Source organism: Synechococcus sp. UW179B, from assembly GCF_900474245.1.
In the GTDB taxonomy this organism is placed as follows: domain Bacteria; phylum Cyanobacteriota; class Cyanobacteriia; order PCC-6307; family Cyanobiaceae; genus Synechococcus_C.
Genome location: NZ_UCNZ01000022.1, coordinates 1 through 22,241 on the forward strand (window position 1 = coordinate 1; position 22,241 = coordinate 22,241).

Genomic DNA, 22,241 nt, shown 5'->3' on the forward strand with positions numbered 1-22,241 from the left:
GCTGCCAGCCGTTAGCGCCGGAGCGCTGCTGGATGGTGGTAGTCATGAGAACGGAAAAGAAGGTCTCGCAAGGAGACGGTTACGGAAGGGCAGGACGCCCTGCCGAAGCAATTGTAAAGCAAGTTTGCGGTTTGTGATCGTCTTTTAAGTGCCCGAATCTTTTTTCGCCCCTCGAGAAGGGCAGCTTCAGGAAGGCTTAAGATTTGGATGAACCCCGTAACGAGAGGCTCATGGTTTTGATCCGATGGCTTCACGCTGGTCAACGCACGGAAGAAACGGTTCCCGTTGCCATGGCACGCCACAGGCGGAATGAGCTTGAAGCACAAGGAGCTGTTGTGTACTGGAGCGAGCGCCTAGGCAACGCCTTCTAGCCATCCACACTGGATTCGTCGCAACAGGAACCATGACAATCAGCTCAAGGGCATTCCGCTTCCGAAGTGGGGTCATCACTGTTGCGTTAGCCAGTTCAGCTGCCGTCGTTCTCAGCGCTTGCGGATCCAAATCAGTTCCTGTCAACACATCACAGGGCGAAGCGATCAATCGCTTGGAAAAGCGCCTGGAGCAGCTGGAACGCCAACTTGCAGAACAGCTTCCAGCGCCTTCAGACAACAGCAATAAGGTTCCTGCAGGCCCCGTCAGTTCCATCACCTTGAGGACAGGAACGGCTGATGACCGGTTGAGGATCTACTGGGCTGATGGCACACGCAGTGATCTTCCCTGCACCCAGGAACAGAACACCTGGGCCTGTGGGTAGAGCTGTCCCTGAGACGCCAGTCACAACCGTTTACACCTGCAGCTCGCTTGAAGCATTGAACAAGCGATTCATCGCGCCAAAATTGCGGCATGAATCAGTTCAAAACAGGCTTGGTGCTGATCAGCGGCCTTTGGCTATTGGCTTCCAATGCTGCAACAGCTCAGGCCACAAGGCCCTTACCACTGGCCCAACCGAAGGCAGCCAATCTCGCGCGCATGCGTGCTGAGTCGCTGAATGGGGGCTTAAGCCAATACAGGGCAGCAAGCTGCATGTACGAAACTGGCGCAGGGTCCTGTCTCGAATCCATCAGCGACGGAGGGTTTCTGTTCCGATTCCAAGGTGGGCTGCCTGGTTGGCAGCAGCAAACCCCTCCCAACCCAACCATCGAGACATCGGTGCTGGTCTCCAGAGACGGTGACCGCATCCTGGAGGTCACGTACAACGGAACGGTCCGGTAAGGGCACGATCCAGTTGACAGATCGGGGCACCATGATTCCGATGTAGGTGCACTATCTGGTTCTGCATGAATCTCCGTACCCTCTCGGCCATGGCCGTCATCACCGGTGCAAGCGTGATGGGCGCAACCCCCGGGCTTGCTAATGACCCCATTCCAGCGTCGCAAGTGAGAGCGATCAACTTGGCCCGCAACACCGCCGTTGCCGAAAATGGTGGTCTCACCGTTTATCGCCCTCAGCCCTGCATGTTTCAAACCAGCACAGGAGGAGGAGATTGCCTGGTCAATCAGGACGCCAACGGATACACCTTTCAATTTCTAGGAGGCGTCCCAGGCTGGCCTGAAAACGGCAGTTCGCCCACCACGGAAACGGAGATCCAGATTGCTCCAGATGGGCGCAGCGTGAACGAAGTTCTCTACAACGGATCACCCCGCTGATAGCTGCGCTTGAAAGGCCTCTGTCCATTTAAAAGACAGAGGCCAGCACTCTCTGTGGGTGAGGCTCAAGGCAATGGCCTTCTCGGCATAGGCCGCCTCATTAATAAAGAGTGGAACCAGTCCATCAGCTCCCTCATAGGGAACACAGCTGCCATCAGCCTTCTGAAAGAGCGGATCGCCGCCACGCATGGGCTGCCAGTCCGAACCTTGTCGCTGAGGGTGGAGGAAGGCGTCTGGGGAACCGGATGGGGAGCGTGGGAGATCAAGACTCCCCAGATGGCGATGCACCACCAATTGCTTGGGATAGCGGGCTCGTCCGGCCAGCGCATCAGAGCAAGCCTCAAAAACGGCCTCGAGAGCCAGGCGCGTTTGCGTCAAGATTTTGTGATGACGCACCATCTGGGGGACGGGCCCCACTTCAATCACCAGGCCACAGGGCCAGCTCTCCACCAGAAATCCCTGCTGAGCCTGGTCTGCTTCATGGAGATACACCGGTAAGCCCAACCGCCCTTGAACAAGGGCGGCCAACGCCAAATCGGCAGGTCGACGCCCATAGACCACCAGAGAGCTTCCCATCGCAGAGGTGGTGCTGTGAAGATCAATCACCAAACCACAGGCCTCGATGCCTTCGAGGCCGTAACGGCTCACCAGGTCAAAGGCACGCTGAACTTCGCGATCCACCTGGGACGGTGGATTCCTCTCTGAGCCAGCCTGCCGAAGAAGATCAGGCTGGAAGGAGCGATTGAGATCACGATCGAGGTAACGACAACCCTTTGCATAAGCATCGGGATTGCCAATCACCGGGAGCACCTCGCATCCATGGGTCTGAATGAACTGGGGCTGCTGCTGCCACTGTTCCAGCAGCCAGGGAGCATTGATTTCATTCCCATGGGTTCCAGCCACGACAAGCACACGAGGGCTTGGCATCAACTCTCAGCAGCCATCAACAATCTGATGGAAGATACGTGCAAATGGAACAAAGATGGCGATCCATCCACTGATTGTGCGCGGCGCTCGCCAAGGATGGCGATGGCAATGGCTTCGCTTGATGGGAGGACTAGGCCCTGCCGATCAAGGTGGACACTATCGGCGCCCTGACAGCACACCGATGCAAACCCTCGTCTTAGAGGAGCAGGAGCTTGAGACGAGAAACAGCAAGACAAAACCCCACCTGATCGTTGGCCGAAGTTGCCCATGGGCCCATCGTGTCTGGCTGGTTTTTCAACTGAGAGGACTCAGCGCAAGCATCAACCTGTTGAAAGCCGATGCCAATCACGACGAAGGACGTTGGCGACTGGAGCCAACCTGGCTCGGCTGCGACAGCCTTCTTGATCTTTACAAGCTGTGCGGAGCACCTCCCAGCTACCGAGCCACGGTGCCAGTCTTGGTGGATCCAGGTGCAAGCCCATCCGATCAGCCCCGATTGCTGGGGAATGACAGCACCCCCTTGAGCGCTGCACTGTGTTCGTGGCCAGCAGAGGCAACGGCACGCGATCTCGCCCCCAGCGAATTGAAACCTGCGATTGCGTCATGGCAGGAATTGATCCAACCCTCGATCAACGACGGCGTCTATCGCTGTGGATTTGCACGAAACCAAGGCGCCTTTGACCATGCCAGCCAAGCCCTGTTCTCAGCTTTGGACCAAGTGGAGAAGAGCTTGCAAACCCAAGGGCCATGGCTCTGCGGCGAGCAAATCACGCTGGCAGATGTGCGTCTTTTTCCCACGTTGATCCGTTGGGAAATGGTCTACGCGCCCCTGTTTGGTTGTAGCGCCAAGCCGCTGTGGATGTTTCCAGCACTTTGGAGTTGGCGTCAACGCTTTTTTGCACTTCCTGGGGTCAGTGAGAGTTGCGACAGCCAAGGGTGGAAGCAGGATTATTTCGGAGCACTGTTTCCCTTAAACCCCAGCGGAATTGTTCCAAATAGCCCTGAGCTGAGCAGACTGATTGGGGCGGGAGTGGCACAACCGGAATGACAACCAACAGCAAGACAAGAGCAGAACAATCGGAACCAAGCTTTGAGGGAATGTATGGCCCCTATTGCATCACCCTTCAGGATCAGCGAGAGGTTCAGCTTTACCGAATCTGCTTGCTGGTGTGTGGATTGAGCTTCAGTGCAGGCCTCGGACAATGGATCCTCGTAGGGCCGCAGCTGGCGCCCCTATGGCTGTTGCCCCTTGCCGTATCACTTGGCCTGGCCTTGCGCTGGATTCACATCTATTTGCGCCCTCTCCACCAAGCCCTTCAATTGTTTTGGGCGGCTGGATGCATCGGCTGGCTGGTCTTAGCCATCCAGGCCGGTCCATCGGACATTTTCAACGCACTCGAAAGCCAGCGTCTTTGGACCCTGGCGATTGGCCCCCTGTTTGCAGCCCTGGCCGGCATCGGCTTCAAGGAGTTCTTTTGCTTCAGACGGCCAGAAGCCATCGGACTCACCCTGCTTCTGCCCGTTGCCCTGCTCGGTCACTTGAGTGGCCTGATTGCAGGGGCAACAGCCATCAGCATGATGGCGATTTCCTCCGCTCTTCTGGTGCTTCTTGCCTTGCGCAAATTTGGAATGGAAGCCGCCGCAGATGTAGGCGATAAGAGCGTATTTGCTTATCTGGAAGATCTGCGTAGGGCCGAGAGCACGTGAGCCTGATCAGTCTGATCGATGCATCCAAAGACTTCGGCATCCGCACGCTGTTTGCTGACCTAACCCTGCACATTCGAGAGGGTGATCGCCTGGGACTGATTGGCCCCAATGGATCAGGGAAGTCGACCTTGCTGAAAGTGCTGGCCGGAGAGGAACCGCTTGGGGGAGGGGAACGACGCTGCTCGTCGCGGTTGAGAGTTGAGCTCGTGGGCCAAGAGAGCACCGTGGACCCAGGCCTCACCGTTCTGGAACAGGTGTTGGCAGGGTGCGGAGAGAAACGAGACTTGCTGCTGCGTTTCAGCGAACTCAGCGAAGCCGTTGCCGACAATCCAGACAACTCCGAGCTCCTAGCCGAGCTGGGGGGCCTGAGTCAAAGGATGGACGAATCCGAGGCGTGGAGCCTCGAACAACAGTGCCAGGAAGTGCTGCAACGGCTTGGGATCGCAGATCTACACAGCCCTGTGGAGGCTCTTTCCGGTGGTTATCGCAAACGCGTTGGACTGGCATCGGCCCTTGTGGCTTGTCCTGATGTCCTGCTTCTCGATGAGCCGACCAACCACCTCGATGCCGCAGCGGTGGAGTGGTTGCAAAGCTGGCTAGATCGCTACCCAGGAGCGGTCGTCCTCGTCACGCACGACCGCTATGTGCTGGATCGAGTGACCCGCAGGATCGTGGAGGTGGAGCTGGGGGAAGCGCGAAGTATTGACGGCAATTACAGCGCTTACTTACAGCGAAAAGCCGAGCAAAATCAGGCCGATGCCGCTGCTGCTGCGAAATTTAAAAGCGTGCTCCGACGCGAATTGGCTTGGTTACGACAGGGACCCAAGGCCCGTAGCACCAAACAAAAAGCGCGGCTGCAGCGGATCGACGAAATGCAGACGTCGCCGACGAAACAGAGCCGCGCTCAGCTGGAAATGGCCAGCGTGAGTCGTCGGATCGGAAAAGTCGCGATCGAGGCGGACCAGCTTTCCGTCTCGGCGGATGGCAGCAAAGACGGGCCGTTTTTGCTCTCAGACTTCAGTTACAGCTTCAGCCCAGAAGATCGTGTCGGAATCATTGGTCCCAACGGCAGTGGCAAATCAACCCTGCTGGACCTCATCGCAGGACGGCGTCAGCCGACCTGCGGGTCCCTTCAGATTGGAGAGACCGTTCATCTTGGCTATCTCGACCAACACACCGATGTCTTGAGCGATGGGAAAGGCTTGGAGCGCAAGGTGATCGACTTTGTTGAAGAAGCAGCCTCAACAATCGACCTTGGCCATGAACAGCTCAGTGCCTCCCAGCTCTTGGAACGGTTCCTCTTTCCACCAGCCCAACAACACAGTCCCCTCAGCAAACTCTCTGGTGGAGAACGACGGCGCTTAAGTCTTTGCCGGATGTTGATTCAGGCACCCAATGTGTTGCTGCTCGACGAGCCAACCAACGACTTGGATGTCCAGACCCTGAGCGTGCTCGAAGACCTCCTCGAAGACTTCCGTGGCTGTGTCGTCGTCGTTTCACACGATCGCTACTTTCTGGACCGCACCGTCGACCGTCTTTTCTGTTTTGAAAACGGGCGCTTGCAGCGTTTTGAAGGGAACTACAGCGAATTTCTTGATCACCGCCGTGATCTGGAGAAAGCGCAAAGCGAAGCTTTGGCAGCACAGGAAACAGCGCAACGCGCAGCAAAATCAACCTCTAAACGGGTCTCTCATCAAGACAACAAGCCGAAACGGCGCAGCTTTAAAGAATCGAAGGAGTTGGAGCGCCTGGACAGCGACCTTCCCGCCCTGGAGAACAGAAAACAGGAGCTGGAGGAGACCATTGCTAGCGGCAGGGGCGATCTCAGCTCTTTGAGCTTGGAGCTGGCCACGTTGTTGGACTCGCTTCATGCCAGTGAGGAGCGCTGGCTGGAGCTCAGTGAACTCGAGCCATAAGCGCCCGCACCAACAAGTCCTTCCTCCATTTGAGGGAGGACAAACGTGTTGTTACGGATACCATTTCGCCTACAGCACTGGTGGATTTAGAGGAAACCGGTCGTAAAATATTTGTATTGCAACTGGCTTCACGAGCAGCCGATTCCATGAAATCCATCGACGAGCACATCAAGAAAGATCAAACAGAAATTGAAGCCGCTCGTGCTTCAGGCGATGAAGCAAAGGTGCGTCACCTGACGACCGAGCTGCAATCTCTTGAGGAATACAAAGAGCACAACCCTGAGGACAAGCACGATCCCACCTCACTTGAGCTTTATTGCGATGCAAACCCAGATGCCGAGGAATGCCGCGTCTACGACGACTGAGTCGAACCTGCGTTCATTGGTCATGAACCTGCCCCCCAGGGCAGGTTTTTTTATGCCTTTCGATCCAGCCGCCAGCCCTAGATCCCCAATTCGCTCCAGACACGATCCAACAGCTGATTCAGTCCGCGACTCATCGCCGCCGAAATCAGCAGCGGTGTGCTCCCGCTGGCATCCGTGAGAGCGGAAACAATCGCATCTAGATCTTCTTCCTGAATCAGTTCCTGCTTATTAATGACCAGGATTCTGGGGCGCTCAACCAACCCATGCCCATAGGCCTCTAGCTCCTTTTCAACAACGCGTAGATCCAACAAAGGATCCTCGGCGCCGCCATCCACCAGGTGAATGAGCAGCCTGGTGCGCTCGATATGACGAAGAAAATCGTGGCCCAACCCCGCGCCCTGCGCAGCACCAGCGATCAAACCCGGAATATCCGCAAACACGGTGCCGTCGCCTGTCGGGCGGCGCACGACCCCAAGATTCGGGATCAACGTTGTGAACGGGTAGTCGGCAATTTTTGGTCGCGCGGCAGATAGAACACTGATCAAGGTGCTTTTCCCCGCATTCGGGAGCCCAATAATCCCCACCTCTGCAAGCAGCTTGAGCTCCAGCTGCAAAGGCCATTCTTCGCCGTCGCGACCCTCCGTACATTTTTCTGGAGCACGGTTGCGATTGCTGAGGTAATGGGCATTGCCCAGTCCTCCCCGCCCACCAAACGCCACGGTGAGACGTTCTCCATGGGTGGTGAGATCCCCAAGCACGATGCCCGTACTGAGATGACGAACTTCGGTGCCACAGGGCACTTTGATCACCAAGGGAGGACCTGAAGCTCCAGTGCAGCGATTGGGGCCTCCCCGTCGCCCATCGATCCCAGCGAACAATCGCTTGTATTTGAAATCCAAAAGGGTTTGCAGGTTGGAATCGGCCTCCAACACCACATCCGAGCCCTGGCCTCCATCACCACCGGAGGGGCCTCCCGCTGGAACATATTTTTCTCGACGGAAGGCCACGATGCCATCGCCACCACGGCCACCCCGCACGGAAATGCGCGCTTGGTCGATGAACTGCACAGCAAGCCTCAGTTGGGGCCAATTCCCAACCCTAGGATCGAAGAGTACGAGGACAAGAGCTTGGCCGGGGTTCGCTTTGAAGCACTCAGCAAGAACTATCCGGCCCGCGGGGGGGGCAAGCCTGTTGAGGTGATTCGCGATCTCTCCCTCAACATCGCTGACGGCGAATTTCTAGTGCTCGTTGGTCCCTCAGGTTGTGGCAAAAGCACGCTTTTGCGACTCATGGCAGGACTGGAATCCCCGAGCTCAGGCGAGATCCTGGTGGGGGACCAACCCGTGTCTGGCCTGAGGCCAGCCAAGCGCAATGTGGCGATGGTGTTCCAAAGCTATGCGCTTTACCCCCATCTGAGCGTCCGCGACAACTTGGCCTTCGGCCTGAGGAGAAGCCAACAGCGCACGAGCTGGCAACAGCTCCAGGACCAACTTCACCGCAACACACGCCGTCTCCCTTCTGCGCTACGAGTCCCTTCGCATCGAGAGCAACAGCTCGAGAAGCGCATCCAGGATGTGGCGCAATCTCTGGAATTGGATCAGCTCCTCGATCGTCGACCGAAAGAACTGTCTGGCGGACAAAAACAACGGGTGGCCCTAGGCAGGGCCATGGCCCGCAAACCAGAGGTCTTCCTGATGGATGAACCACTGAGCAATCTCGACGCCAAATTGCGCGGGAGCACGCGCGCGCGGATCGTTGACCTCCAGCGCCAACTCGGGACCACCACCATTTACGTCACCCATGACCAGGTGGAAGCGATGACGATGGGCCACCGCATCGCCGTGCTCAACCAAGGACATCTGCAGCAATTAGGCACTCCGATGGAGCTGTACCGCTGGCCTTCCAACTTGTTTGTCGCCCAGTTCATCGGCAGCCCGCCGATGAACGTGCTTCCCGTGCATGTTGGCTCTGGCGGCACACTGATGCTCGAGGACAGGCGCCTCAACGTGGAGGGACCGATCAGGACCCTGCTTCAGACCCTCGAAGGCCAACAATTGAGCGGAGGAATTCGTCCAGAACAACTCCATGTCGCACCAGCCACCAACCGAAACCTGCCAGCTGAGGTGAGTCACAGTGAGGTTTTAGGGAACGAACAACTGCTCACCTGCCGGTTGCTGGATGGCGACCACTTGGTGCAAGTCAGAGCCGATCCAAGCCTGAACGTTTCGATTGGAGGGTCCATTCACTTAGAAGCCGATCCGGATGGCTGGCGGTTATTTGATGAGGCTGGGGACGCCATCGCTCTCCCAACCCCACCACCAGCCGATACCGATGAGCCTCAACTCCCCCCGCTGAGCTGAGCTCAGCGATCAGCGCACCCAAACAACGCTGCAACCTGGACCACCATCTCCCTGATCGGCATCACCAACCCGTTCCACATACGGGAGCGAATCAAGCCACTGACGCAAACCGCGTTTGAGGCGACCAGTCCCGATCCCGTGGATCACCCAAACCGGGCCATTCGCCCCACGGAGGAGCTCTTCCACAGCAGCTTCCGCTTCATGCACTCTCTGGCCGCGAACATCCACGGTGTTCCGCGAGGTACGCACCTGAGAGCCGCCGACTCCTCGCCGCGCTTTCACCTGAACCACTGGTTTCTCAGGGGGTGCAGCTCGGCGGCCATCCAAGCTTTCCACCGCTTGAAGATCCACCATGCTGCGCATCACACCACAGCGCACACTCAGCTGCTGACCATCGTCTGACACCTCAAGCACCTCAGCCGCTTTATCGAGGGCAAGCAGGCGAATGCGCTCGCCCACAGACGGGCGCCATTCAGGATGATGGCGACGCTCTGGAACGGAGCGATGATTGGATTCAAGCTTGCGCAGCCGCTGACCGGCGCGGCGAGCGGTTTCACCATCCGCTTTCTGATCCCGCAGCCGACGAATCAGATGACGCACCTCTTTTTGACCATCGCGAATGGAGCTCTCCAAACGCTGACGTCCCAACTCCTGCTGCTGAGCTGAGTTTTTGCGTTGCTGCTCCCAACGCTGAAGGAGCTCCTCATGCAGCAATTCGGTGCGAGCCAAAAGTGCCGCCGCATCTTCAGCCGCGGCCTGTTGGCGTTGCCGCTGCTCTTCTAGGCCGCGAATCACAGCGTTGACATCACCATCGCCACTGGGCTTCAGCAATTGCCTGGCTTGTTCAATCACATCGCTGTCAAACCCGAGACGCGTCGCGATCGCTAAGGCATTGCTGCGTCCTGGAATCCCCCAAAGCAGCTGGTATGTCGGCGAAAGGGTATCGCTATCAAAGGCCACGGAGGCATTTTCAAAGCGTGAATCGCTGTATTTGAGAGCTTTGAGCTCGCCAAAGTGAGTTGTCGCGATGGTGAGCCGGGCGCAATTGGCCAAATTGCGCAGCAACGCAATCGCCAGGGCCGTGCCTTCACTCGGATCCGTGCCGGCTCCCACCTCATCCAGCAGCACCAATGCGGGAGAGGGTCCAGAGGCGATGGCTTGAAGGATGCTGCCGATTCTTTTCACATGACCGCTAAACGTGGACAAACTTTGCTGAAGCGACTGCTCGTCGCCGATGTCGGCAAGAACCTGTGCACACCAAGGCAGCGAGGGACTTCCTTTGCAGGGAATCCACATACCGGCTCTGGCCATCAAGGCCGCCAAGCCAATGCTCTTCAAGGTCACTGTTTTGCCACCGGTGTTGGGTCCCGTGATCGCCACAACACGCAACTGCTCCGACACCTCAACGCTCACGGGCACCACAGGGGCACCCCCCTCTTTGCGCTGCTGCCAAACCAGCAGTGGGTGGCGGAGCTCGAGAATTTGAAAGGGGGCATCAGGTTGAGCTTCAAGCCGGGGTGGGACGGCACCAAGCCACTGTCCATACCGCCCTCTCGCCAAGGCCAGATCGAGCTTCAACAACACGGCCATCAAACGAGCGATCGCATCGTTTTGCTCGGCAACGGCAGCACTGAGCTCCGCCAAGACCCGACGCTCCTCTTCTCTGATCCGACCATCGAGAGCGGCAAGACGATTGCCAAGACCGATCACCGTCTTCGGTTCAACGAAAACAGTGTTTCCAGACGAAGAGCTGTCGTGAACCATTCCTGGACATTGGGAGGCGGCACCAGCCTTCACCGCCAACACCGGTCGACCATGGCGTTCCGCAATGACGGTGTCTTGCAACAGGGATGTCCAGCGCCGCAGAACCGCCTGCAAACGATCACGCCGCTCCTGCCGAGCGACCTGCCATTGGAGGCGCAACTCTTCCAACGATTCACTCGCTCGATTCGCAACGCGCCCACCCTCTTCCAAGGCAAATTTCAACCGCTGCTCAAGCTCCGGAAGCGTCGCCACGTTTTCCAGCAGAGCCGAACAGTCAGGCCTTAAGTCAGGATCATCGATCTGACGGCGAAGACGTCGGGCGGCTGCAAGGGTGTGAGCCACAGATAACAACTCCTCGCCTGACGCTGTTCCGCCTTTGCAGCAGCGAAGCAAGACCATCTCGAGGTCATAAACCCCTTGAAAACTCAATCCGCCATCGAGGAGCCCGTCCAGGCTGGCGAGCTCGATACTTCTGGCTTGATAGGCCAGCGTGGTTTCCAGGTCAGCGGGAAGCTGACCCTTCAAGCAGTGTTGGCGCCCTTGTGGAGTGTTGGCAAACGTTGAAAAGTGCTGGCACAACCTGGGCCACTCCAACAACTCCAGTGTCTCTTCCAAGATCGAGACCGGAGGAGGCAGCGATGTGGTGCGGGGTTCAGATGTCATCAAGAAAGACCCGCCGATGCCTCCACCTGGTTGGAGGGGATGCCACCGGGAGGTTCGTACAGCATCTCGAGCCAGTTCCCATCTGGATCCCGGAAGTAAAACGAAGCCGTTCCATCTCTGTGGTCATGCACAGCGCCAACGCTGACCCCAGACGCTTTTAAGTGGTCGTGGACCACATCAACCTCGGCCCGATCGCGAAAGTGAAAGGCAAAATGCGGCCCTGCAGCTTTGTAGCTGGGTCCAAGGAGGGCTAACCCATCTCGACTGTCTCCCGCCTCGAGATAACACCAGTCATCCGCCTTCCAAACCAAGCGCATGCCGAGATCACTGTAAAAAGCGATCGCACGTGACAGATCCTGCACACGGATAGCAACGTGGCCGAGGCGCTTTACCGCTGGCATAGGTGCAGTGAAAGAAGACGGTCATTCTGGTCTGTCAATCGCCATCTGTGAGGGACGCCATCTGTGAGGGACTCCATCCGTGAGGGACTCCATGACCGAGACCGTCTACGGCTTCGCCATCTTCAGCGCGTCCGAAGCCACTCGGCAGCATCACAGGAGTGATAGGTGAGGATTAAATCGGCACCTGCTCGCTTGAAGCTCAGCAAGGTCTCCAGAACCACAGCACGTTCATCAATCCAGCCACGCTCGGCGGCCGCCTTCACCATCGAGTATTCGCCACTGACGTTGTAAGCCGCGATTGGAAGCTCGGACTCATCCCGAAGACGGCAGATGATGTCTAGATACGCCAAGCCTGGCTTCACCATCATGATGTCGGCACCTTCTTGTTCATCAAGCTGAGCCTCCGTGATGGCCTCGCGCGCATTGGCCGGATCCATCTGATAGGTGTCTTTGTTTTTAGGGATCACCTTTTCAGTGGTCGCGCGAGGAGCCGAATCCAGCGCCTCACGGAAGGGGCCGTAATAGGCGGACGAATACTTCGCGGTGTAGCTGATGATGCCGACGTGCTCGAAACCGGCGTCATCAAGGGCTTCACGAATGGCGCCAACGCGCCCATCCATCATGTCGCTGGGTCCAATCAGGTCGGCCCCGGCCTCCGCCTGCATGACCGCTTGTTTGCACAGCTGGTCAATGGTTTCATCGTTCAGCACGATGCCTTCTGGGCTCACAATCCCGTCGTGGCCATCACAGGAGTAAGGATCGAGGGCCACGTCGGTCATGATCGCCATATCGGGGACATCCCTCTTGAGCTGACGAATCGCCCTGGGGATCAAACCGTTGGCATTGAAACTTTCTGAACCGTCTTCACTTTTCAGGCCTTCCGCCACCTTCGGGAAGAGAACCACACAACGAATCCCCAGATCCCAGGCTCGCTGAACCTCAGCACTCAAACGATCGAGACTCCAGCGATAGGCACCTGGCATCGCACCGATCGGCTCAACTTCCGCCCCTTCATGCACAAACAGCGGATAGATAAAATCAGCTGGAAGCAACTGGTTTTCGCGCACCATGGCCCGTAGGGCCGGAGAGCGACGCAAACGGCGCGGGCGATAGGTGATCTCCATTAATAAGGTCGGACGACAGATGGGGAAATCGTAAATCCCGCCTTAAAGGCTGGCGTTCTGAATCCACTGTTGCCGGAGGTTTCCGTCTCGGCTGCTCTGAAACTGTTCCAGAAGCTGACGCTGTTCGTCTGTCCACTGCTTAGGCCACTGAAGGGAAAGGGTGAGCAACAGATCTCCACGACCAGACTTCCCTGGCCAGCCTTTTCCGCGCAAACGAAGGCTTTTTCCAGGCGCCGTGCCAGGGGGAATGGTGACGTCTGCCTCGCCATCGGGGGTCATGACCTTGACCGTTCCACCAAGGGCGAGTTCATCGAAAGCAACGGGCAATTCAGCGCGCAACTGATCGCCATCCAGCGTCCAGATCGAATGGGGTTGAACCTCAATCACCAAATAGAGATCCCCTCGACGCCCCGTGCCCGGTTGAACATTTCCCTTGCCCTTAAGCCGAAGCTTCGAACCACTTTTCACCCCAGCTGGGATCCGCACCTGAACCCGTTCATCGTTCACAGACAAGGTGCGCTCCCCCCCTCGAAACGCCTCCGAAAAAGTCACCTTGACCGTTGCTTCCGCATCAAGGTTGAGAGCGGCCCTCGATCCACCGCGGGGGAAACCGCCGCCAGGGAAACCACCCCCAGGGAAACCGCCTCCATAACCAGCCGGACCAGAGCCAGCTCCAGCCCCACCACCGAAGCGGCCCAGGAGGTCATTAATGAAGTCGTCAAAGTTGCCGTAGCGTCCAAAGTCAACGTCAACTCCGGCGGGGCCTGAGCCACCACCAGGCATGCCTGCCTGGTTCCAATATTGGCCAAATTGTTCGTAGCGACGACGCTTCTCAGGATCAGAAAGCACCTCATAGGCCTCGCTCACTTCTTTAAAGCGCGCTTCAGCGTCCTGATCATCCGGATTCACATCGGGGTGATGTTGACGAGCCAACTTGCGAAAAGCACGCTTCACCGTATCGGCGTCGGCACTGCGTTCCACACCCAGCACTTTGAAGTAATCGCGGTAGCCACTGCCGGCCATGGAATTCATCAACCCTTGGGGCTGCGCATCAGATCCAATCGCCAGTTTCGTCCGTGGATGCGGACCGGAGCAATGGCGGGATGCCCGAACGGCAGACCTTTCTTAGATTTGGACCATGGTTGAAATCAACAAGCTTTGGCCAGTGATGGCAGCACTGGCAGCGCTCGTTCTGCCAGTTCCAGTGGCAGCGGCTCCCAATCCATCAGAGCTCGCAGAGCATCTCAAAGAAAGTAAGGCGTTGTACTACGGCTCCTGGCGCTGTCCTGCCTGCATCACCCAAAACCAGATGTTCGGCGATGCAGCCGTCAAACTTCCCTATGTGGAATGCGCGAAACCCCAGGAACTTCCGATTCAGGCGGCAGCCTGTCGAACAGCAGAGATTCGTGCCTATCCCACCTGGATTCTTGAAAACGGCGAACGCCGAGAAGGCGTTCAAACCCTGGAGCAACTCAAGGTGTGGTCATCCATGCCAGCCCGTCCGTAATCCATGGCGCGTCCAAAACTGGCCTTAGTTCACGGCTTCAGTTGGAGGCACTGGAGAGGCGACTTACTGGGGGGGCTCACCGCAGCCGTCGTGGCCCTTCCCCTAGCCCTTGCATTTGGAAACGCAGCGCTCGGGCCTGGCGGGGCTATTTACGGGTTGTATGGGGCCATCATTACGGGCTTCTTGGCCGCTCTCTTTGGCGGTACCCCTGCACAAGTTTCAGGTCCAACAGGACCGATGAGCGTCACCGTTGCCGGTGTGATTGGAACACTCGCAGCCGTCGGAATCTCTCGGGAGCTTGGAAGCAATGAGCTACTCCCGCTCGTGATGGGAGCCGTCTTAATCGGCGGGCTCATTCAGATTCTGATGGGGGTTTTGCGCCTTGGTCGCTATATCACCCTGGTTCCTTATTCTGTGGTGTCTGGCTTTATGTCTGGCATTGGGGTCATCATTTTATGCCTACAAATCGGACCCTTATTAGGAATCAAAAGTCAGGGCGGAGTCATTGCATCACTCGGGACAGTCTTTGGCCAATTCACTCCTAACACGGCTGCATTCCTCGTTGGGGTGTTGACACTGGCAGTGGTTTTTTTAACCCCAAAAAGGCTCAGCACCTGGGTTCCCTCACCATTGATTGCATTGGTGGTGATCACGCCTCTGTCCATGCTGCTCTTTCAAGACGGAATCCCCAGAATCGGAACCATCCCAGAAGGTGGATTGAATTTCAGCCTGCCTAACCTAAAAGATCACTTACCCGTCTTATTACGCGCAGGACTTGTGCTGGCAGTTCTCGGTGCCATTGACTCCCTTCTGACATCACTTGTGGCCGATAACATCAGCCAAAGTCGTCACCACTCCAACCGGGAGTTGATAGGTCAAGGCATTGCCAATAGCGTTGCTGGACTGTTCAACGGTCTACCTGGTGCCGGAGCAACGATGCGAACGGTCATTAATATCAAATCAGGGGGTCGAACGCCTATCTCAGGGATGGCGCATTCGATGTTTCTACTTGTGCTTCTACTGGGTGCAGGCCCGTTAGCCGAGAGCATTCCAGAAGCATTATTGGCAGGAATCCTCATCAAAGTAGGCCTAGACATTATTGACTGGGGATTCCTATTAAGGGCCCACCGTCTCTCCATCAAAACAGCACTCGTGATGTGGGGCGTTTTGCTGATGACCGTGTTCTGGGATCTGATTGGAGCGGTCCTTGTTGGAATGTTCGTAGCCAACCTTCTAACCATTGAATCGATAACAACGCATCAACTTGAAAGCATGAATTCAGAGGACAGCTCTCAGCTCGACCAAGAAGAACAGCATCTCCTCAATCGCTGCGGTGACGCACTCATGCTGTTTCGCTTACAAGGACCACTGAGCTTTGGAGCCGCGAAAGGAATTAGCGAACGCATGACCCAAATCCGGCAGTACAAAATCCTTTTGCTGGACGTCACAGATGTTCCGCACCTTGGAATCACGGCCACCTTGGCCATTGAAAGGATGGTGGAGGAAGCGGAGCACCACGAACGCCAAGTGTTAATTGCAGGTGCCAATGCAAAGGTCAAAGCCCGCCTGAAGCAATTCCGCATTCATGAACTCACAGGAAGCAGAAGAGAAGCGCTGGCACACGCAGCTCAGGAACTAGACCCGAACTAAGGGGGCCAAGACATTCAGCAGCGGTCAGTATTTATACTCAACACAGAGACTGTGTAACCGCGAACACACAGCCAGTGGAAATTGCCTGCAGAATATTCATACTTCTTAAATTCCAATGGAAATCCTCACAGCGCTTGCCATCGCTCCATTCCTAGCCGCGCTTGTCCTAGGAGCAAGAGAGGCTGAGCTCGACGAGCAAAGCAACCAGTAAAGGCACACTAAATCATTTACGTGCAGGATTAAGCATCAACCTTTACCCAAATCAATCACAGCAAAACAACACTCATCAATTTAAAACTTTTACATTTTTAGCAGTTACAAGGCTTCGCCATAGTCGACCAAATTATGTATAGTTGATATCAATATTTTTGAAAAGCCTATCAAAAATAATTGAATGTTGAATTAAACTCTCTAGACAACCGAGGCTCTGCGATCACAAATCGGCAGCTCGGAAGATCAAAAGAAGACTTGTCCAGAAATCCAATGGCCGTAGGGTCTCGATGAAGCCTCAGCAAACGCCAAAAACATCGTGACGACAATGCCGAGAAGGGTGATCGAAATGCCACTCATGATGGCGATATCGTACAAAGCGCGTATCTCAGAAGCGCTGCGCCCAGGAAGGGAAGAACGTCGAGCCATTCACCTGAACAACAAACTACAAATTAGTTATGAAGCATCAGAGAGAAGAAAACAGCTTTCATTGATGAAGCTCATCAATTCGTTTCACGGCGCAACATGGCGTGCCCAATGTTTCTGAAAAGGAAAGAGTTAGCGCAAAGGAACCGGCTGTATTACAAACTTGCACACCTGGATTCAGCACAGGCGAATCAAAGTCTCTTTTATCGAACAGGCGGATAGCAGCGCTGCCAACCCGCCTCACGCATGGTGTCCCAGGTGTCGACGGCCTGATGACGAAGCATCCGACGACGCGATAGGGGGACTGGCGGATAGGGCGGTTTCCACTGAAATGTCCTTAACGCGATCAATTCGCCATCAGCAGAGTTGCCAGCAGACTGGAAATGCACAAGCTGCTGTTGAAGCTCGTTAGAGAGCCAACCCTCACCACCAGGGATGTCTGGCAGGCGTTTTGAGTCCGGTCGGAGACGTGGCATAAGTAAATTATGACAGCCTCAAACCAAAATTGTCAGAATTAATGATGAATAACAGATATTTGTTCTGATTCAGGTGCAAACCAACTGAACCACTAGAAGCGTTTACAAACCAAAAGGAATCGGAGTGGCAAGCCAGCTCAGCGAATCACAACGGGTGTCCCCACCTCAACCTGATTGAAAACTTCAATAACGTCACTATTCAACATTCTGATGCAGCCCAAACTTGCAGCAGCCCGAAGGTGGACCCAGCGTGGCCAAGCCGTTCCATGAACGGCGTAAACCTTTCCATCTGAAGCTGCCTTAAGATAAGGCATAAAACGAACACCCACTGGATCATTAGGCCCAGCAGGGAAAACCTTATGATGAGACTTTGAATAATAAGTAGGATCTTGTACTTTTTTCAGAATGCTATAAACACCGGGAATCGTTGGGGTTTCAGGGGCGCCGATCGCAATTGGATATCTCTTGATAACAGTTCCTGAGTCTTTGAGCCAAAGGTAACGCTCTTTAAGGCTCACCTCAATCTCAATCTCAGCTTTTGCTGCCACTGAAGAGATGCCGGTTAGGGCAATGGAGCCCAAAGAAGCAGCCAAAAATACATTTAAAAGAGACCTTGGCGAAAGCATTGGGCCACACAAAAAAGTTCAAGTATTCTACATCAATTAACAGCTCAATACGCAGCAGACAAAGCCATGAAGCATTGAATAACGAGAATTACGATTCAACCGCTTGATCGCCCTCTTCCAAACTCTTAGAATCTTCAATTTCTTTGAGAATTCTTTTATAGATGCTTGCAATCACCACTCCATCAGCATTTCGCAAAACAACAGAGTCGATACCAACAGAGCTTTTGGACAAATCCACCTCATCTTCATGCTTAATTTTCTCTTGAGATATTGCAAATTCGATTGCTGGCTTAAATGAAAATGAACTCGTCATCAAGCAGTTGCGACTGCGACCAAGCTGACAGGCCAACAGAACACTGGCAGCAAATACAGTTTTACTTAAGACAGCAAAGGGCTAGGCCGCCAAGTTAAGCAGCCAAACATCGATCAGAGAGAAGGACAGATGGCCACAGGCTTTTGGTGGATCAAGCTCTCAAGAGATGGCCGTATCAAACCGACTGATTCCAGCTGAATTCCCTGACTCACGGTTGAAGCGTCAAAAATGGGCAGTTATGCCTATCGCCTTAGGGATACTCGGCTCCCTAGAACGATTGAGTGATATTTCCAAGCAATGAAGCTCGATAGTGCAAACGCCCAACCGATGGGAAGCCTGATCCACGATGGAACTCACACACCCTTCCACGCCCTTGCCTGCCCTTTGAATCCCCGCATGGTTCGAATCGGCAAAAAAAGATAATCGGCCGAATCTTGATTGGGGCAATGACTAAAAAAGCAAGACATCAGCATTGCCACCGAACGGCTTGATCGCGCCAGACGCGCTGAGCCAATCAAATCCTCTAAAACAATAAAAAACCCCGTATTAACGGGGTGGATCACAACGATCAGGGCGACGTTAACGCGCCAGAGGAGCAAGCTTCGTAGGCGAAAGATGCGCGGAGGTGTAATCAATGCCCTCTGAATGGGCAGCAAAACAACGCTGAGCATCTTGAAGACGTTGTGCCTTCAGCTCTTTTTCTTTGATCAGGAGGAGGGTGTTCATGGGAACGACCGACAGCGCCTCAAACCCCGTTGCTTGTTTGAGATCGAACTGCGTCCCCTCATGGGGACCAACGTGCTCTGAATATAAGGGAAAAGGCAGGGATAGCAAAGCCATGAACCGAACCTTCAATGGCGTAACAACCGTTCCTTCCTCAAACCCCATAGCTGGGGAGATAAAACCCGACACAGATAGCCACGGGCCCATGCCAAACGCCCCTCCACTCCCATCACCGCTGGGTTGGATTACATCTGTATCCGTGAACACTGAGCAGGCCCCTGAGATACTTGGTGCTGAAGGCGGGAGCAGCTCAAGTGGCAGGAAAGTCTGGCTTCACACAAAGCGAATTTGAAGAAATCAAACGCCTCTACGTGGAAGAGGGAAGAACCTTTTCCCAGATCGCCAAAGTCATCGGCAAAGGTAGCGAAAATTCGGTACGAAATTCTTTGTCAAAGGCACGTGTTAATCGCGCTACAACCGGAGAGAGGAAGCTCGAAAGATTTAAATCTGGACAGAAATATGGAAACATCACTCTGCTCACAAGGCTCGTAAAGTCCAAAAAACTTAGATACCATGTAGTTTGTGATTGTGGCTATGAATTCGACATTGATCCATACTTCCTGACGCTTCCTGATGACCACAAAAACAGCATCTCACAATGTCAGAGATGCCGAGCAGGAAAGTAAAGATATCAATCCCAACAAGGTATTCCAGTGCTGCTGAATCACATCAAATGGAGACGGAACGTAGCCCGATCTACTTGACGAATATTGGCCTCAATCGTTGTCCGGCCGAGACGCTTATGCGCTGTATACCGATGGCAGCCATTAAATCCATAGAACCTACCCTCAAACTCAATGAGATCGATAGGTTCTTGAAGCCCAATCTCCTTGATGCTTCTGATCAGATCATCAACTTTACTTTCATCAATCACACTCTCATGAGGGCGGTTAATGGATTCAATCGGAACGGCTACTCGCTTTTTCATGATGAAGCAGTTGGTGAGAATGAAGCGATCGGTAGCGCTATCACCGCCGAGATCGAACAAAAGCAAACAAGTTGTTGACCTTTTTGAGCAACTGTTGAAGAAGGCCGGGCTGCTGAGATCCGCTTGGTCGTTGCAACACCATGGTCTCCAGCTCTGGACCTTCGGATTGAAACCCATCAAAAGCCATCAAGGCTTCGCCAGCCCCTTCCAGGTCATGCTCAAGAATGCGCTGATTGACCTGAGGGCTGTGGTGCGAGTGCGAGCGGTTGCGAATGGAAGACATTCTCTACTCCTGATCTGACTCCTTTCTGTCTGAAAAGCAAGAGAAAAGCAAGTGTAGCGAGATGCTTCTTTAAGTAATCTTTAATCAGCTCACAGAGGAGCTGGATATCCAAATCAGGAGTGAAACCTATCCCAATGACCGATATGAATCACATGAGAATCATCTGAAGCACATTGATTCATCGATCACCCAATCAAAACTTCCTGGGATAGGGAGTATTACCCGCAAGCTCCACGTTCACTGCCTTGCAAATGTTCATCATTGCCGCAAGCCCAAAATTCACACCCATCGGGCCATCAATGAAATCCTGAAACTGCTCAGAAGTAATGCCCTCACGGACTTCCCAAATACAGACAATGGGACCTTCAGCAGACGTTGGACAAAAGGAATGATTAAAGAATCCAGCCTCTAAGTTTTTGACAACGGCGTCATCCCATCCACCACCAGGAGCCATGGCTGCCTGCGCAGCAGCCCACCAATCCTGGGCTTTTCCATGGCGAGACTCATGCTGGACACTGTCACAACGCAAACAAACAGAGTCAGAGAGAGAGCTTAAATCAATGAACAAAGTTTTTGCTCCATGGAAACCACCATCTGGACCTTTAGCTTGAGCGTTCCCTTCGCAAAGTGGGCTGCAATTTATGACAGTGAAGATGTAAGCAAAATGCACAAGGCAGTTGGGTTAACGTCACTGTTTCGTGGAGTTAGCAAGAGCGATCCATCCAAGATCTGCGCCATTCAGCAAGCACCCGTTGGTGTTGCCCAGAAAATCTTTGATGACAACAAAGAAATGATTCGTGGCAGCGGCCACATTATTGAAAGCACGGTGATTAGCACCTATACAGAAGAATAGTTGACGAAAGGCTTGTGGACAGCGACAAACATGATTTGCGATATCAACAAGCTCATCACTGCGACAGGGCGGCAATAAAAATCCCCGCTTATCGCGGGGGTAATGAATCAAGAGCCTTGGATTAGTGATTCCTCGGCTGAACGTGAATCCTGCAGGCATCTGACTTAGCCAGTTCTGCGTCAGCAGCACAAAGCCTCCTCATGAGATCGTCCTTATCAAATTCAGAAAGCGAGCCATCAGAGGCCCACTTAAGACACGTTCTGCCAAGGCAGTTCTTGGCAGGTTTGCCTCCAGAAGATAGAGCCATAACGCAATTCGCGATGGGAAACTCGCCTAGCTCTCTCGAGCATGCATGGTTCACACCGAGAGTGCTTCAGAGGTGTGAGAGAGCAGCCCACCTGCGGCAGATGTGGGAGTGCCCTTTCATGATTCTTCGCTTCCGACACCTCTGGGAATCCAGAAACCAGAGGTCAAGCCGCATGCTTCAAACGTCAGGACGAAGTGTCGGGCTTTGATGAGCAACTGGGGCGAATGTTCCAGGTGATGGACCTTCTGGCTCCGATTGGAGTACCCCCCAGCTTGCTATAGCCGGGATGAAGGGCGTGTCCATGGATGGTGAGAAAACTCGTGGAGCAGGTGCTTAAAAGGCCAGGCAGCTTCTTATTTTTGCTGGGGGGGAGTGTTTGCCATGCTGGCACCTCCGATCTCGATGAAAGTATTCTCCACCCGATGAGCATTTTCCGCATCGGTTTAAACGCGCATTGCCTTCTGAACAGAAACAGCCGAGGATTGCAGAAGCATGCCAAGAACGCAATCAAAGTAAAGTTCAAGCAAATATCCTTTTAAGAAGCATTCGATAAAGCAACTATCACGATCTGCTTTAGAAATTTTGCTCACGCAGGTCTAACTCCAACGTGCATCAGAAAAGCCGAAGCCAAAATCCAACTCAAGTGCGATCCACGCTTGTCATGACTGGCCTACTTGCGGGTCAGGTACTTCCAGCCTGCCCAGATGATCACAGCGAGAACAATCCACCCCAAAAATGCACGCAGGAGCACGACACCAATCAAGAGCACCACTGCCGTGCCAGCGGTATTTTTAACGATGGCCTTGCTGCGATCAGACATGTACTGCCAGCGAGGAATCAGAGCCATGAAGTCACCTAACGACAAAGCCACAGTGCCAGTGGTAGGCGTTTCTGTCACGTTTGGATAGGAGCAGCGATCACCGGCATCCTCACGAGTGTCTGAAGCAGCTTCGATGCACCTGTGCTGAAAGGTGGCATCAGGTTGGATGGACATGACGAAGCGATC

General features: G+C 54.5%; 28 protein-coding genes. 13 read left to right on the forward strand and 15 right to left on the reverse strand.

What is annotated here, in order from left to right; translation table 11 throughout:
- The first annotated feature begins 203 nt into the window (after nt 1-203).
- The 4 genes from DXY38_RS13720 to DXY38_RS09350 all read left to right on the forward strand — a co-directional run bounded on the left by DXY38_RS13720 (nt 204) and on the right by DXY38_RS09350 (nt 1,646).
- A complete protein-coding gene (locus DXY38_RS13720) occupies nt 204-371 on the forward strand; it encodes a hypothetical protein (RefSeq protein WP_170952909.1) in 168 nt (55 codons plus the stop codon).
- 32 nt (nt 372-403) lie between these two features.
- Nucleotides 404-754, forward strand: coding sequence for a hypothetical protein (locus tag DXY38_RS09340; RefSeq protein ID WP_115071426.1), 351 nt, complete (start codon nt 404-406; stop codon nt 752-754).
- 89 nt (nt 755-843) lie between these two features.
- Nucleotides 844-1,212, forward strand: coding sequence for a hypothetical protein (locus DXY38_RS09345; RefSeq protein ID WP_115071427.1), 369 nt, complete (start codon nt 844-846; stop codon nt 1,210-1,212).
- A 65-nt stretch (nt 1,213-1,277) separates the two neighbouring features.
- Nucleotides 1,278-1,646 (forward strand): hypothetical protein, encoded by a 369-nt coding sequence (locus DXY38_RS09350; protein WP_115071428.1) that lies wholly within the window; start codon nt 1,278-1,280, stop codon nt 1,644-1,646.
- Here DXY38_RS09350 and DXY38_RS09355 read toward each other — a convergent pair.
- Complete coding sequence (locus DXY38_RS09355) at nt 1,635-2,573, reverse strand: aspartoacylase (protein WP_115071429.1); 939 nt, start codon at nt 2,571-2,573, stop codon at nt 1,635-1,637. The two genes, DXY38_RS09350 and DXY38_RS09355, sit on opposite strands and share 12 nt — an antisense overlap.
- A 55-nt stretch (nt 2,574-2,628) precedes the next feature.
- Between DXY38_RS09355 and DXY38_RS09360 the strand changes: the two genes are divergently transcribed.
- The 4 genes from DXY38_RS09360 (at nt 2,629) to DXY38_RS09375 (ending at nt 6,561) form a co-directional block, all read left to right on the forward strand.
- Complete coding sequence (locus tag DXY38_RS09360; RefSeq protein ID WP_115071430.1) at nt 2,629-3,621, forward strand: glutathione S-transferase C-terminal domain-containing protein; 993 nt, start codon at nt 2,629-2,631, stop codon at nt 3,619-3,621.
- Complete coding sequence (locus DXY38_RS09365; RefSeq protein ID WP_115071431.1) at nt 3,618-4,280, forward strand: DUF2301 domain-containing membrane protein; 663 nt, start codon at nt 3,618-3,620, stop codon at nt 4,278-4,280. Before DXY38_RS09360 ends, DXY38_RS09365 begins: the two co-directional genes overlap by 4 nt.
- Nucleotides 4,277-6,196 carry an ATP-binding cassette domain-containing protein gene (locus DXY38_RS09370; RefSeq protein WP_115071432.1) on the forward strand — a complete coding sequence of 640 codons (1,920 nt, stop codon included), beginning with the start codon at nt 4,277-4,279 and terminating at the stop codon, nt 6,194-6,196. The genes DXY38_RS09365 and DXY38_RS09370 overlap by 4 nt, the downstream gene beginning before the upstream one ends.
- Before the next feature lie 146 nt (nt 6,197-6,342).
- Nucleotides 6,343-6,561 carry a CP12 domain-containing protein gene (locus DXY38_RS09375; RefSeq protein WP_115071433.1) on the forward strand — a complete coding sequence of 73 codons (219 nt, stop codon included), beginning with the start codon at nt 6,343-6,345 and terminating at the stop codon, nt 6,559-6,561.
- Between the two features lie 77 nt (nt 6,562-6,638).
- Here DXY38_RS09375 and cgtA read toward each other — a convergent pair whose 3' ends face one another.
- Entirely contained in the window at nt 6,639-7,628 is a 990-nt protein-coding gene (gene cgtA / locus DXY38_RS09380) for an Obg family GTPase CgtA (protein WP_038014476.1), read from the reverse strand.
- A 60-nt stretch (nt 7,629-7,688) separates the two neighbouring features.
- Between cgtA and DXY38_RS09385 the strand changes: the two genes are divergently transcribed.
- Nucleotides 7,689-8,921, forward strand: a complete 1,233-nt coding sequence (locus DXY38_RS09385; RefSeq protein WP_115071483.1) for an ABC transporter ATP-binding protein — start codon at nt 7,689-7,691, stop codon at nt 8,919-8,921.
- A gap of 9 nt (nt 8,922-8,930) precedes the next feature.
- Here the strand turns inward: DXY38_RS09385 and DXY38_RS09390 are convergent, their stop codons facing one another.
- The 4 genes from DXY38_RS09390 to DXY38_RS09405 form a co-directional block, all read right to left on the reverse strand.
- The gene (locus DXY38_RS09390; protein ID WP_115071434.1) at nt 8,931-11,348 is read right to left on the reverse strand and encodes an endonuclease MutS2; all 2,418 of its coding nucleotides are present in this window, start codon (nt 11,346-11,348) and stop codon (nt 8,931-8,933) included.
- Nucleotides 11,348-11,749 (reverse strand): VOC family protein, encoded by a 402-nt coding sequence (locus DXY38_RS09395; protein ID WP_115071435.1) that lies wholly within the window; start codon nt 11,747-11,749, stop codon nt 11,348-11,350. The genes DXY38_RS09390 and DXY38_RS09395 overlap by 1 nt, the downstream gene beginning before the upstream one ends.
- Nucleotides 11,750-11,871: 122 nt before the next feature.
- The gene (hemB, locus tag DXY38_RS09400) at nt 11,872-12,873 is read right to left on the reverse strand and encodes a porphobilinogen synthase (RefSeq protein WP_115071436.1); all 1,002 of its coding nucleotides are present in this window, start codon (nt 12,871-12,873) and stop codon (nt 11,872-11,874) included.
- A 42-nt stretch (nt 12,874-12,915) separates the two neighbouring features.
- Nucleotides 12,916-13,896, reverse strand: coding sequence for a DnaJ C-terminal domain-containing protein (locus tag DXY38_RS09405; RefSeq protein WP_115071437.1), 981 nt, complete (start codon nt 13,894-13,896; stop codon nt 12,916-12,918).
- A gap of 115 nt (nt 13,897-14,011) precedes the next feature.
- On the opposite strand from DXY38_RS09405, the gene DXY38_RS09410 reads away from it, so the two are divergent.
- Together DXY38_RS09410 and DXY38_RS09415 are read left to right on the forward strand one after the other, a co-directional pair.
- Nucleotides 14,012-14,380, forward strand: coding sequence for a hypothetical protein (locus DXY38_RS09410; RefSeq protein ID WP_115071438.1), 369 nt, complete (start codon nt 14,012-14,014; stop codon nt 14,378-14,380).
- Nucleotides 14,381-14,383: 3 nt separating this feature from the next.
- Nucleotides 14,384-16,030: a SulP family inorganic anion transporter gene (locus tag DXY38_RS09415; RefSeq protein WP_115071439.1), complete on the forward strand. Its 1,647-nt coding sequence runs from the start codon at nt 14,384-14,386 to the stop codon at nt 16,028-16,030.
- A gap of 456 nt (nt 16,031-16,486) precedes the next feature.
- Here DXY38_RS09415 and DXY38_RS09420 read toward each other — a convergent pair whose 3' ends face one another.
- From DXY38_RS09420 to DXY38_RS09440, 5 genes are all read right to left on the reverse strand, one after another.
- Nucleotides 16,487-16,669 (reverse strand): hypothetical protein, encoded by a 183-nt coding sequence (locus DXY38_RS09420; RefSeq protein ID WP_115071440.1) that lies wholly within the window; start codon nt 16,667-16,669, stop codon nt 16,487-16,489.
- A 200-nt stretch (nt 16,670-16,869) separates the two neighbouring features.
- Nucleotides 16,870-17,142, reverse strand: a complete 273-nt coding sequence (locus DXY38_RS09425; RefSeq protein WP_006854405.1) for a DUF1651 domain-containing protein — start codon at nt 17,140-17,142, stop codon at nt 16,870-16,872.
- A 137-nt stretch (nt 17,143-17,279) separates the two neighbouring features.
- Nucleotides 17,280-17,768 carry a L,D-transpeptidase gene (locus tag DXY38_RS09430; RefSeq protein ID WP_115071441.1) on the reverse strand — a complete coding sequence of 163 codons (489 nt, stop codon included), beginning with the start codon at nt 17,766-17,768 and terminating at the stop codon, nt 17,280-17,282.
- 88 nt (nt 17,769-17,856) lie between these two features.
- Entirely contained in the window at nt 17,857-18,081 is a 225-nt protein-coding gene (locus DXY38_RS09435) for a hypothetical protein (RefSeq protein ID WP_136988100.1), read from the reverse strand.
- Nucleotides 18,082-18,660: 579 nt separating this feature from the next.
- On the reverse strand, nt 18,661-19,071 hold the full coding sequence (locus tag DXY38_RS09440) for a hypothetical protein (RefSeq protein WP_136988102.1): 411 nt from the start codon (nt 19,069-19,071) through the stop codon (nt 18,661-18,663).
- A gap of 23 nt (nt 19,072-19,094) precedes the next feature.
- Here DXY38_RS09440 and DXY38_RS09445 point away from each other — a divergent pair, with 23 nt between their 5' ends.
- Nucleotides 19,095-19,490 (forward strand): hypothetical protein, encoded by a 396-nt coding sequence (locus DXY38_RS09445; RefSeq protein ID WP_115071484.1) that lies wholly within the window; start codon nt 19,095-19,097, stop codon nt 19,488-19,490.
- A gap of 38 nt (nt 19,491-19,528) precedes the next feature.
- On the opposite strand, the gene DXY38_RS09450 is transcribed toward DXY38_RS09445, so the two are convergent.
- From DXY38_RS09450 to DXY38_RS09460, 3 genes are all read right to left on the reverse strand, one after another.
- Nucleotides 19,529-19,852: a sulfiredoxin gene (locus DXY38_RS09450; protein WP_244279082.1), complete on the reverse strand. Its 324-nt coding sequence runs from the start codon at nt 19,850-19,852 to the stop codon at nt 19,529-19,531.
- Nucleotides 19,833-20,075 carry a hypothetical protein gene (locus DXY38_RS09455; RefSeq protein WP_115071443.1) on the reverse strand — a complete coding sequence of 81 codons (243 nt, stop codon included), beginning with the start codon at nt 20,073-20,075 and terminating at the stop codon, nt 19,833-19,835. Before DXY38_RS09455 ends, DXY38_RS09450 begins: the two co-directional genes overlap by 20 nt.
- Nucleotides 20,076-20,268: 193 nt before the next feature.
- Nucleotides 20,269-20,604 (reverse strand): hypothetical protein, encoded by a 336-nt coding sequence (locus DXY38_RS09460; protein ID WP_115071444.1) that lies wholly within the window; start codon nt 20,602-20,604, stop codon nt 20,269-20,271.
- A 51-nt stretch (nt 20,605-20,655) separates the two neighbouring features.
- Between DXY38_RS09460 and DXY38_RS09465 the strand changes: the two genes are divergently transcribed.
- Nucleotides 20,656-20,928 carry a DUF3764 family protein gene (locus DXY38_RS09465; protein ID WP_115071445.1) on the forward strand — a complete coding sequence of 91 codons (273 nt, stop codon included), beginning with the start codon at nt 20,656-20,658 and terminating at the stop codon, nt 20,926-20,928.
- Between the two features lie 977 nt (nt 20,929-21,905).
- Here the strand turns inward: DXY38_RS09465 and DXY38_RS09480 are convergent.
- Nucleotides 21,906-22,229 carry a hypothetical protein gene (locus DXY38_RS09480; protein WP_115071447.1) on the reverse strand — a complete coding sequence of 108 codons (324 nt, stop codon included), beginning with the start codon at nt 22,227-22,229 and terminating at the stop codon, nt 21,906-21,908.
- Nucleotides 22,230-22,241: the final 12 nt, after the last annotated feature.

Excerpts from the sequence above, each read along its gene's own strand:
- DXY38_RS09340 (WP_115071426.1), top strand. The coding sequence starts at position 404 with ATGACAATCAGCTCAAGGGCATTCCGCTTCCGAAGTGGGGTCATCACT.
- DXY38_RS09345 (WP_115071427.1), top strand. The coding sequence starts at position 844 with ATGAATCAGTTCAAAACAGGCTTGGTGCTGATCAGCGGCCTTTGGCTA.
- DXY38_RS09350 (WP_115071428.1), top strand. The coding sequence starts at position 1,278 with ATGAATCTCCGTACCCTCTCGGCCATGGCCGTCATCACCGGTGCAAGC.
- DXY38_RS09355 (WP_115071429.1), bottom strand. The coding sequence starts at position 2,573 with ATGCCAAGCCCTCGTGTGCTTGTCGTGGCTGGAACCCATGGGAATGAA.
- DXY38_RS09360 (WP_115071430.1), top strand. The coding sequence starts at position 2,629 with ATGGCGATCCATCCACTGATTGTGCGCGGCGCTCGCCAAGGATGGCGA.
- DXY38_RS09365 (WP_115071431.1), top strand. The coding sequence starts at position 3,618 with ATGACAACCAACAGCAAGACAAGAGCAGAACAATCGGAACCAAGCTTT.
- DXY38_RS09375 (WP_115071433.1), top strand. The coding sequence starts at position 6,343 with ATGAAATCCATCGACGAGCACATCAAGAAAGATCAAACAGAAATTGAA.
- DXY38_RS09390 (WP_115071434.1), bottom strand. The coding sequence starts at position 11,348 with ATGACATCTGAACCCCGCACCACATCGCTGCCTCCTCCGGTCTCGATC.
- DXY38_RS09395 (WP_115071435.1), bottom strand. The coding sequence starts at position 11,749 with ATGCCAGCGGTAAAGCGCCTCGGCCACGTTGCTATCCGTGTGCAGGAT.
- hemB (WP_115071436.1), bottom strand. The coding sequence starts at position 12,873 with ATGGAGATCACCTATCGCCCGCGCCGTTTGCGTCGCTCTCCGGCCCTA.
- DXY38_RS09405 (WP_115071437.1), bottom strand. The coding sequence starts at position 13,896 with ATGGCCGGCAGTGGCTACCGCGATTACTTCAAAGTGCTGGGTGTGGAA.
- DXY38_RS09410 (WP_115071438.1), top strand. The coding sequence starts at position 14,012 with ATGGTTGAAATCAACAAGCTTTGGCCAGTGATGGCAGCACTGGCAGCG.
- DXY38_RS09415 (WP_115071439.1), top strand. The coding sequence starts at position 14,384 with ATGGCGCGTCCAAAACTGGCCTTAGTTCACGGCTTCAGTTGGAGGCAC.
- DXY38_RS09420 (WP_115071440.1), bottom strand. The coding sequence starts at position 16,669 with ATGGCTCGACGTTCTTCCCTTCCTGGGCGCAGCGCTTCTGAGATACGC.
- DXY38_RS09425 (WP_006854405.1), bottom strand. The coding sequence starts at position 17,142 with ATGCCACGTCTCCGACCGGACTCAAAACGCCTGCCAGACATCCCTGGT.
- DXY38_RS09430 (WP_115071441.1), bottom strand. The coding sequence starts at position 17,768 with ATGCTTTCGCCAAGGTCTCTTTTAAATGTATTTTTGGCTGCTTCTTTG.
- DXY38_RS09435 (WP_136988100.1), bottom strand. The coding sequence starts at position 18,081 with ATGACGAGTTCATTTTCATTTAAGCCAGCAATCGAATTTGCAATATCT.
- DXY38_RS09455 (WP_115071443.1), bottom strand. The coding sequence starts at position 20,075 with ATGTCTTCCATTCGCAACCGCTCGCACTCGCACCACAGCCCTCAGGTC.
- DXY38_RS09465 (WP_115071445.1), top strand. The coding sequence starts at position 20,656 with ATGGAAACCACCATCTGGACCTTTAGCTTGAGCGTTCCCTTCGCAAAG.
- DXY38_RS09480 (WP_115071447.1), bottom strand. The coding sequence starts at position 22,229 with ATGTCCATCCAACCTGATGCCACCTTTCAGCACAGGTGCATCGAAGCT.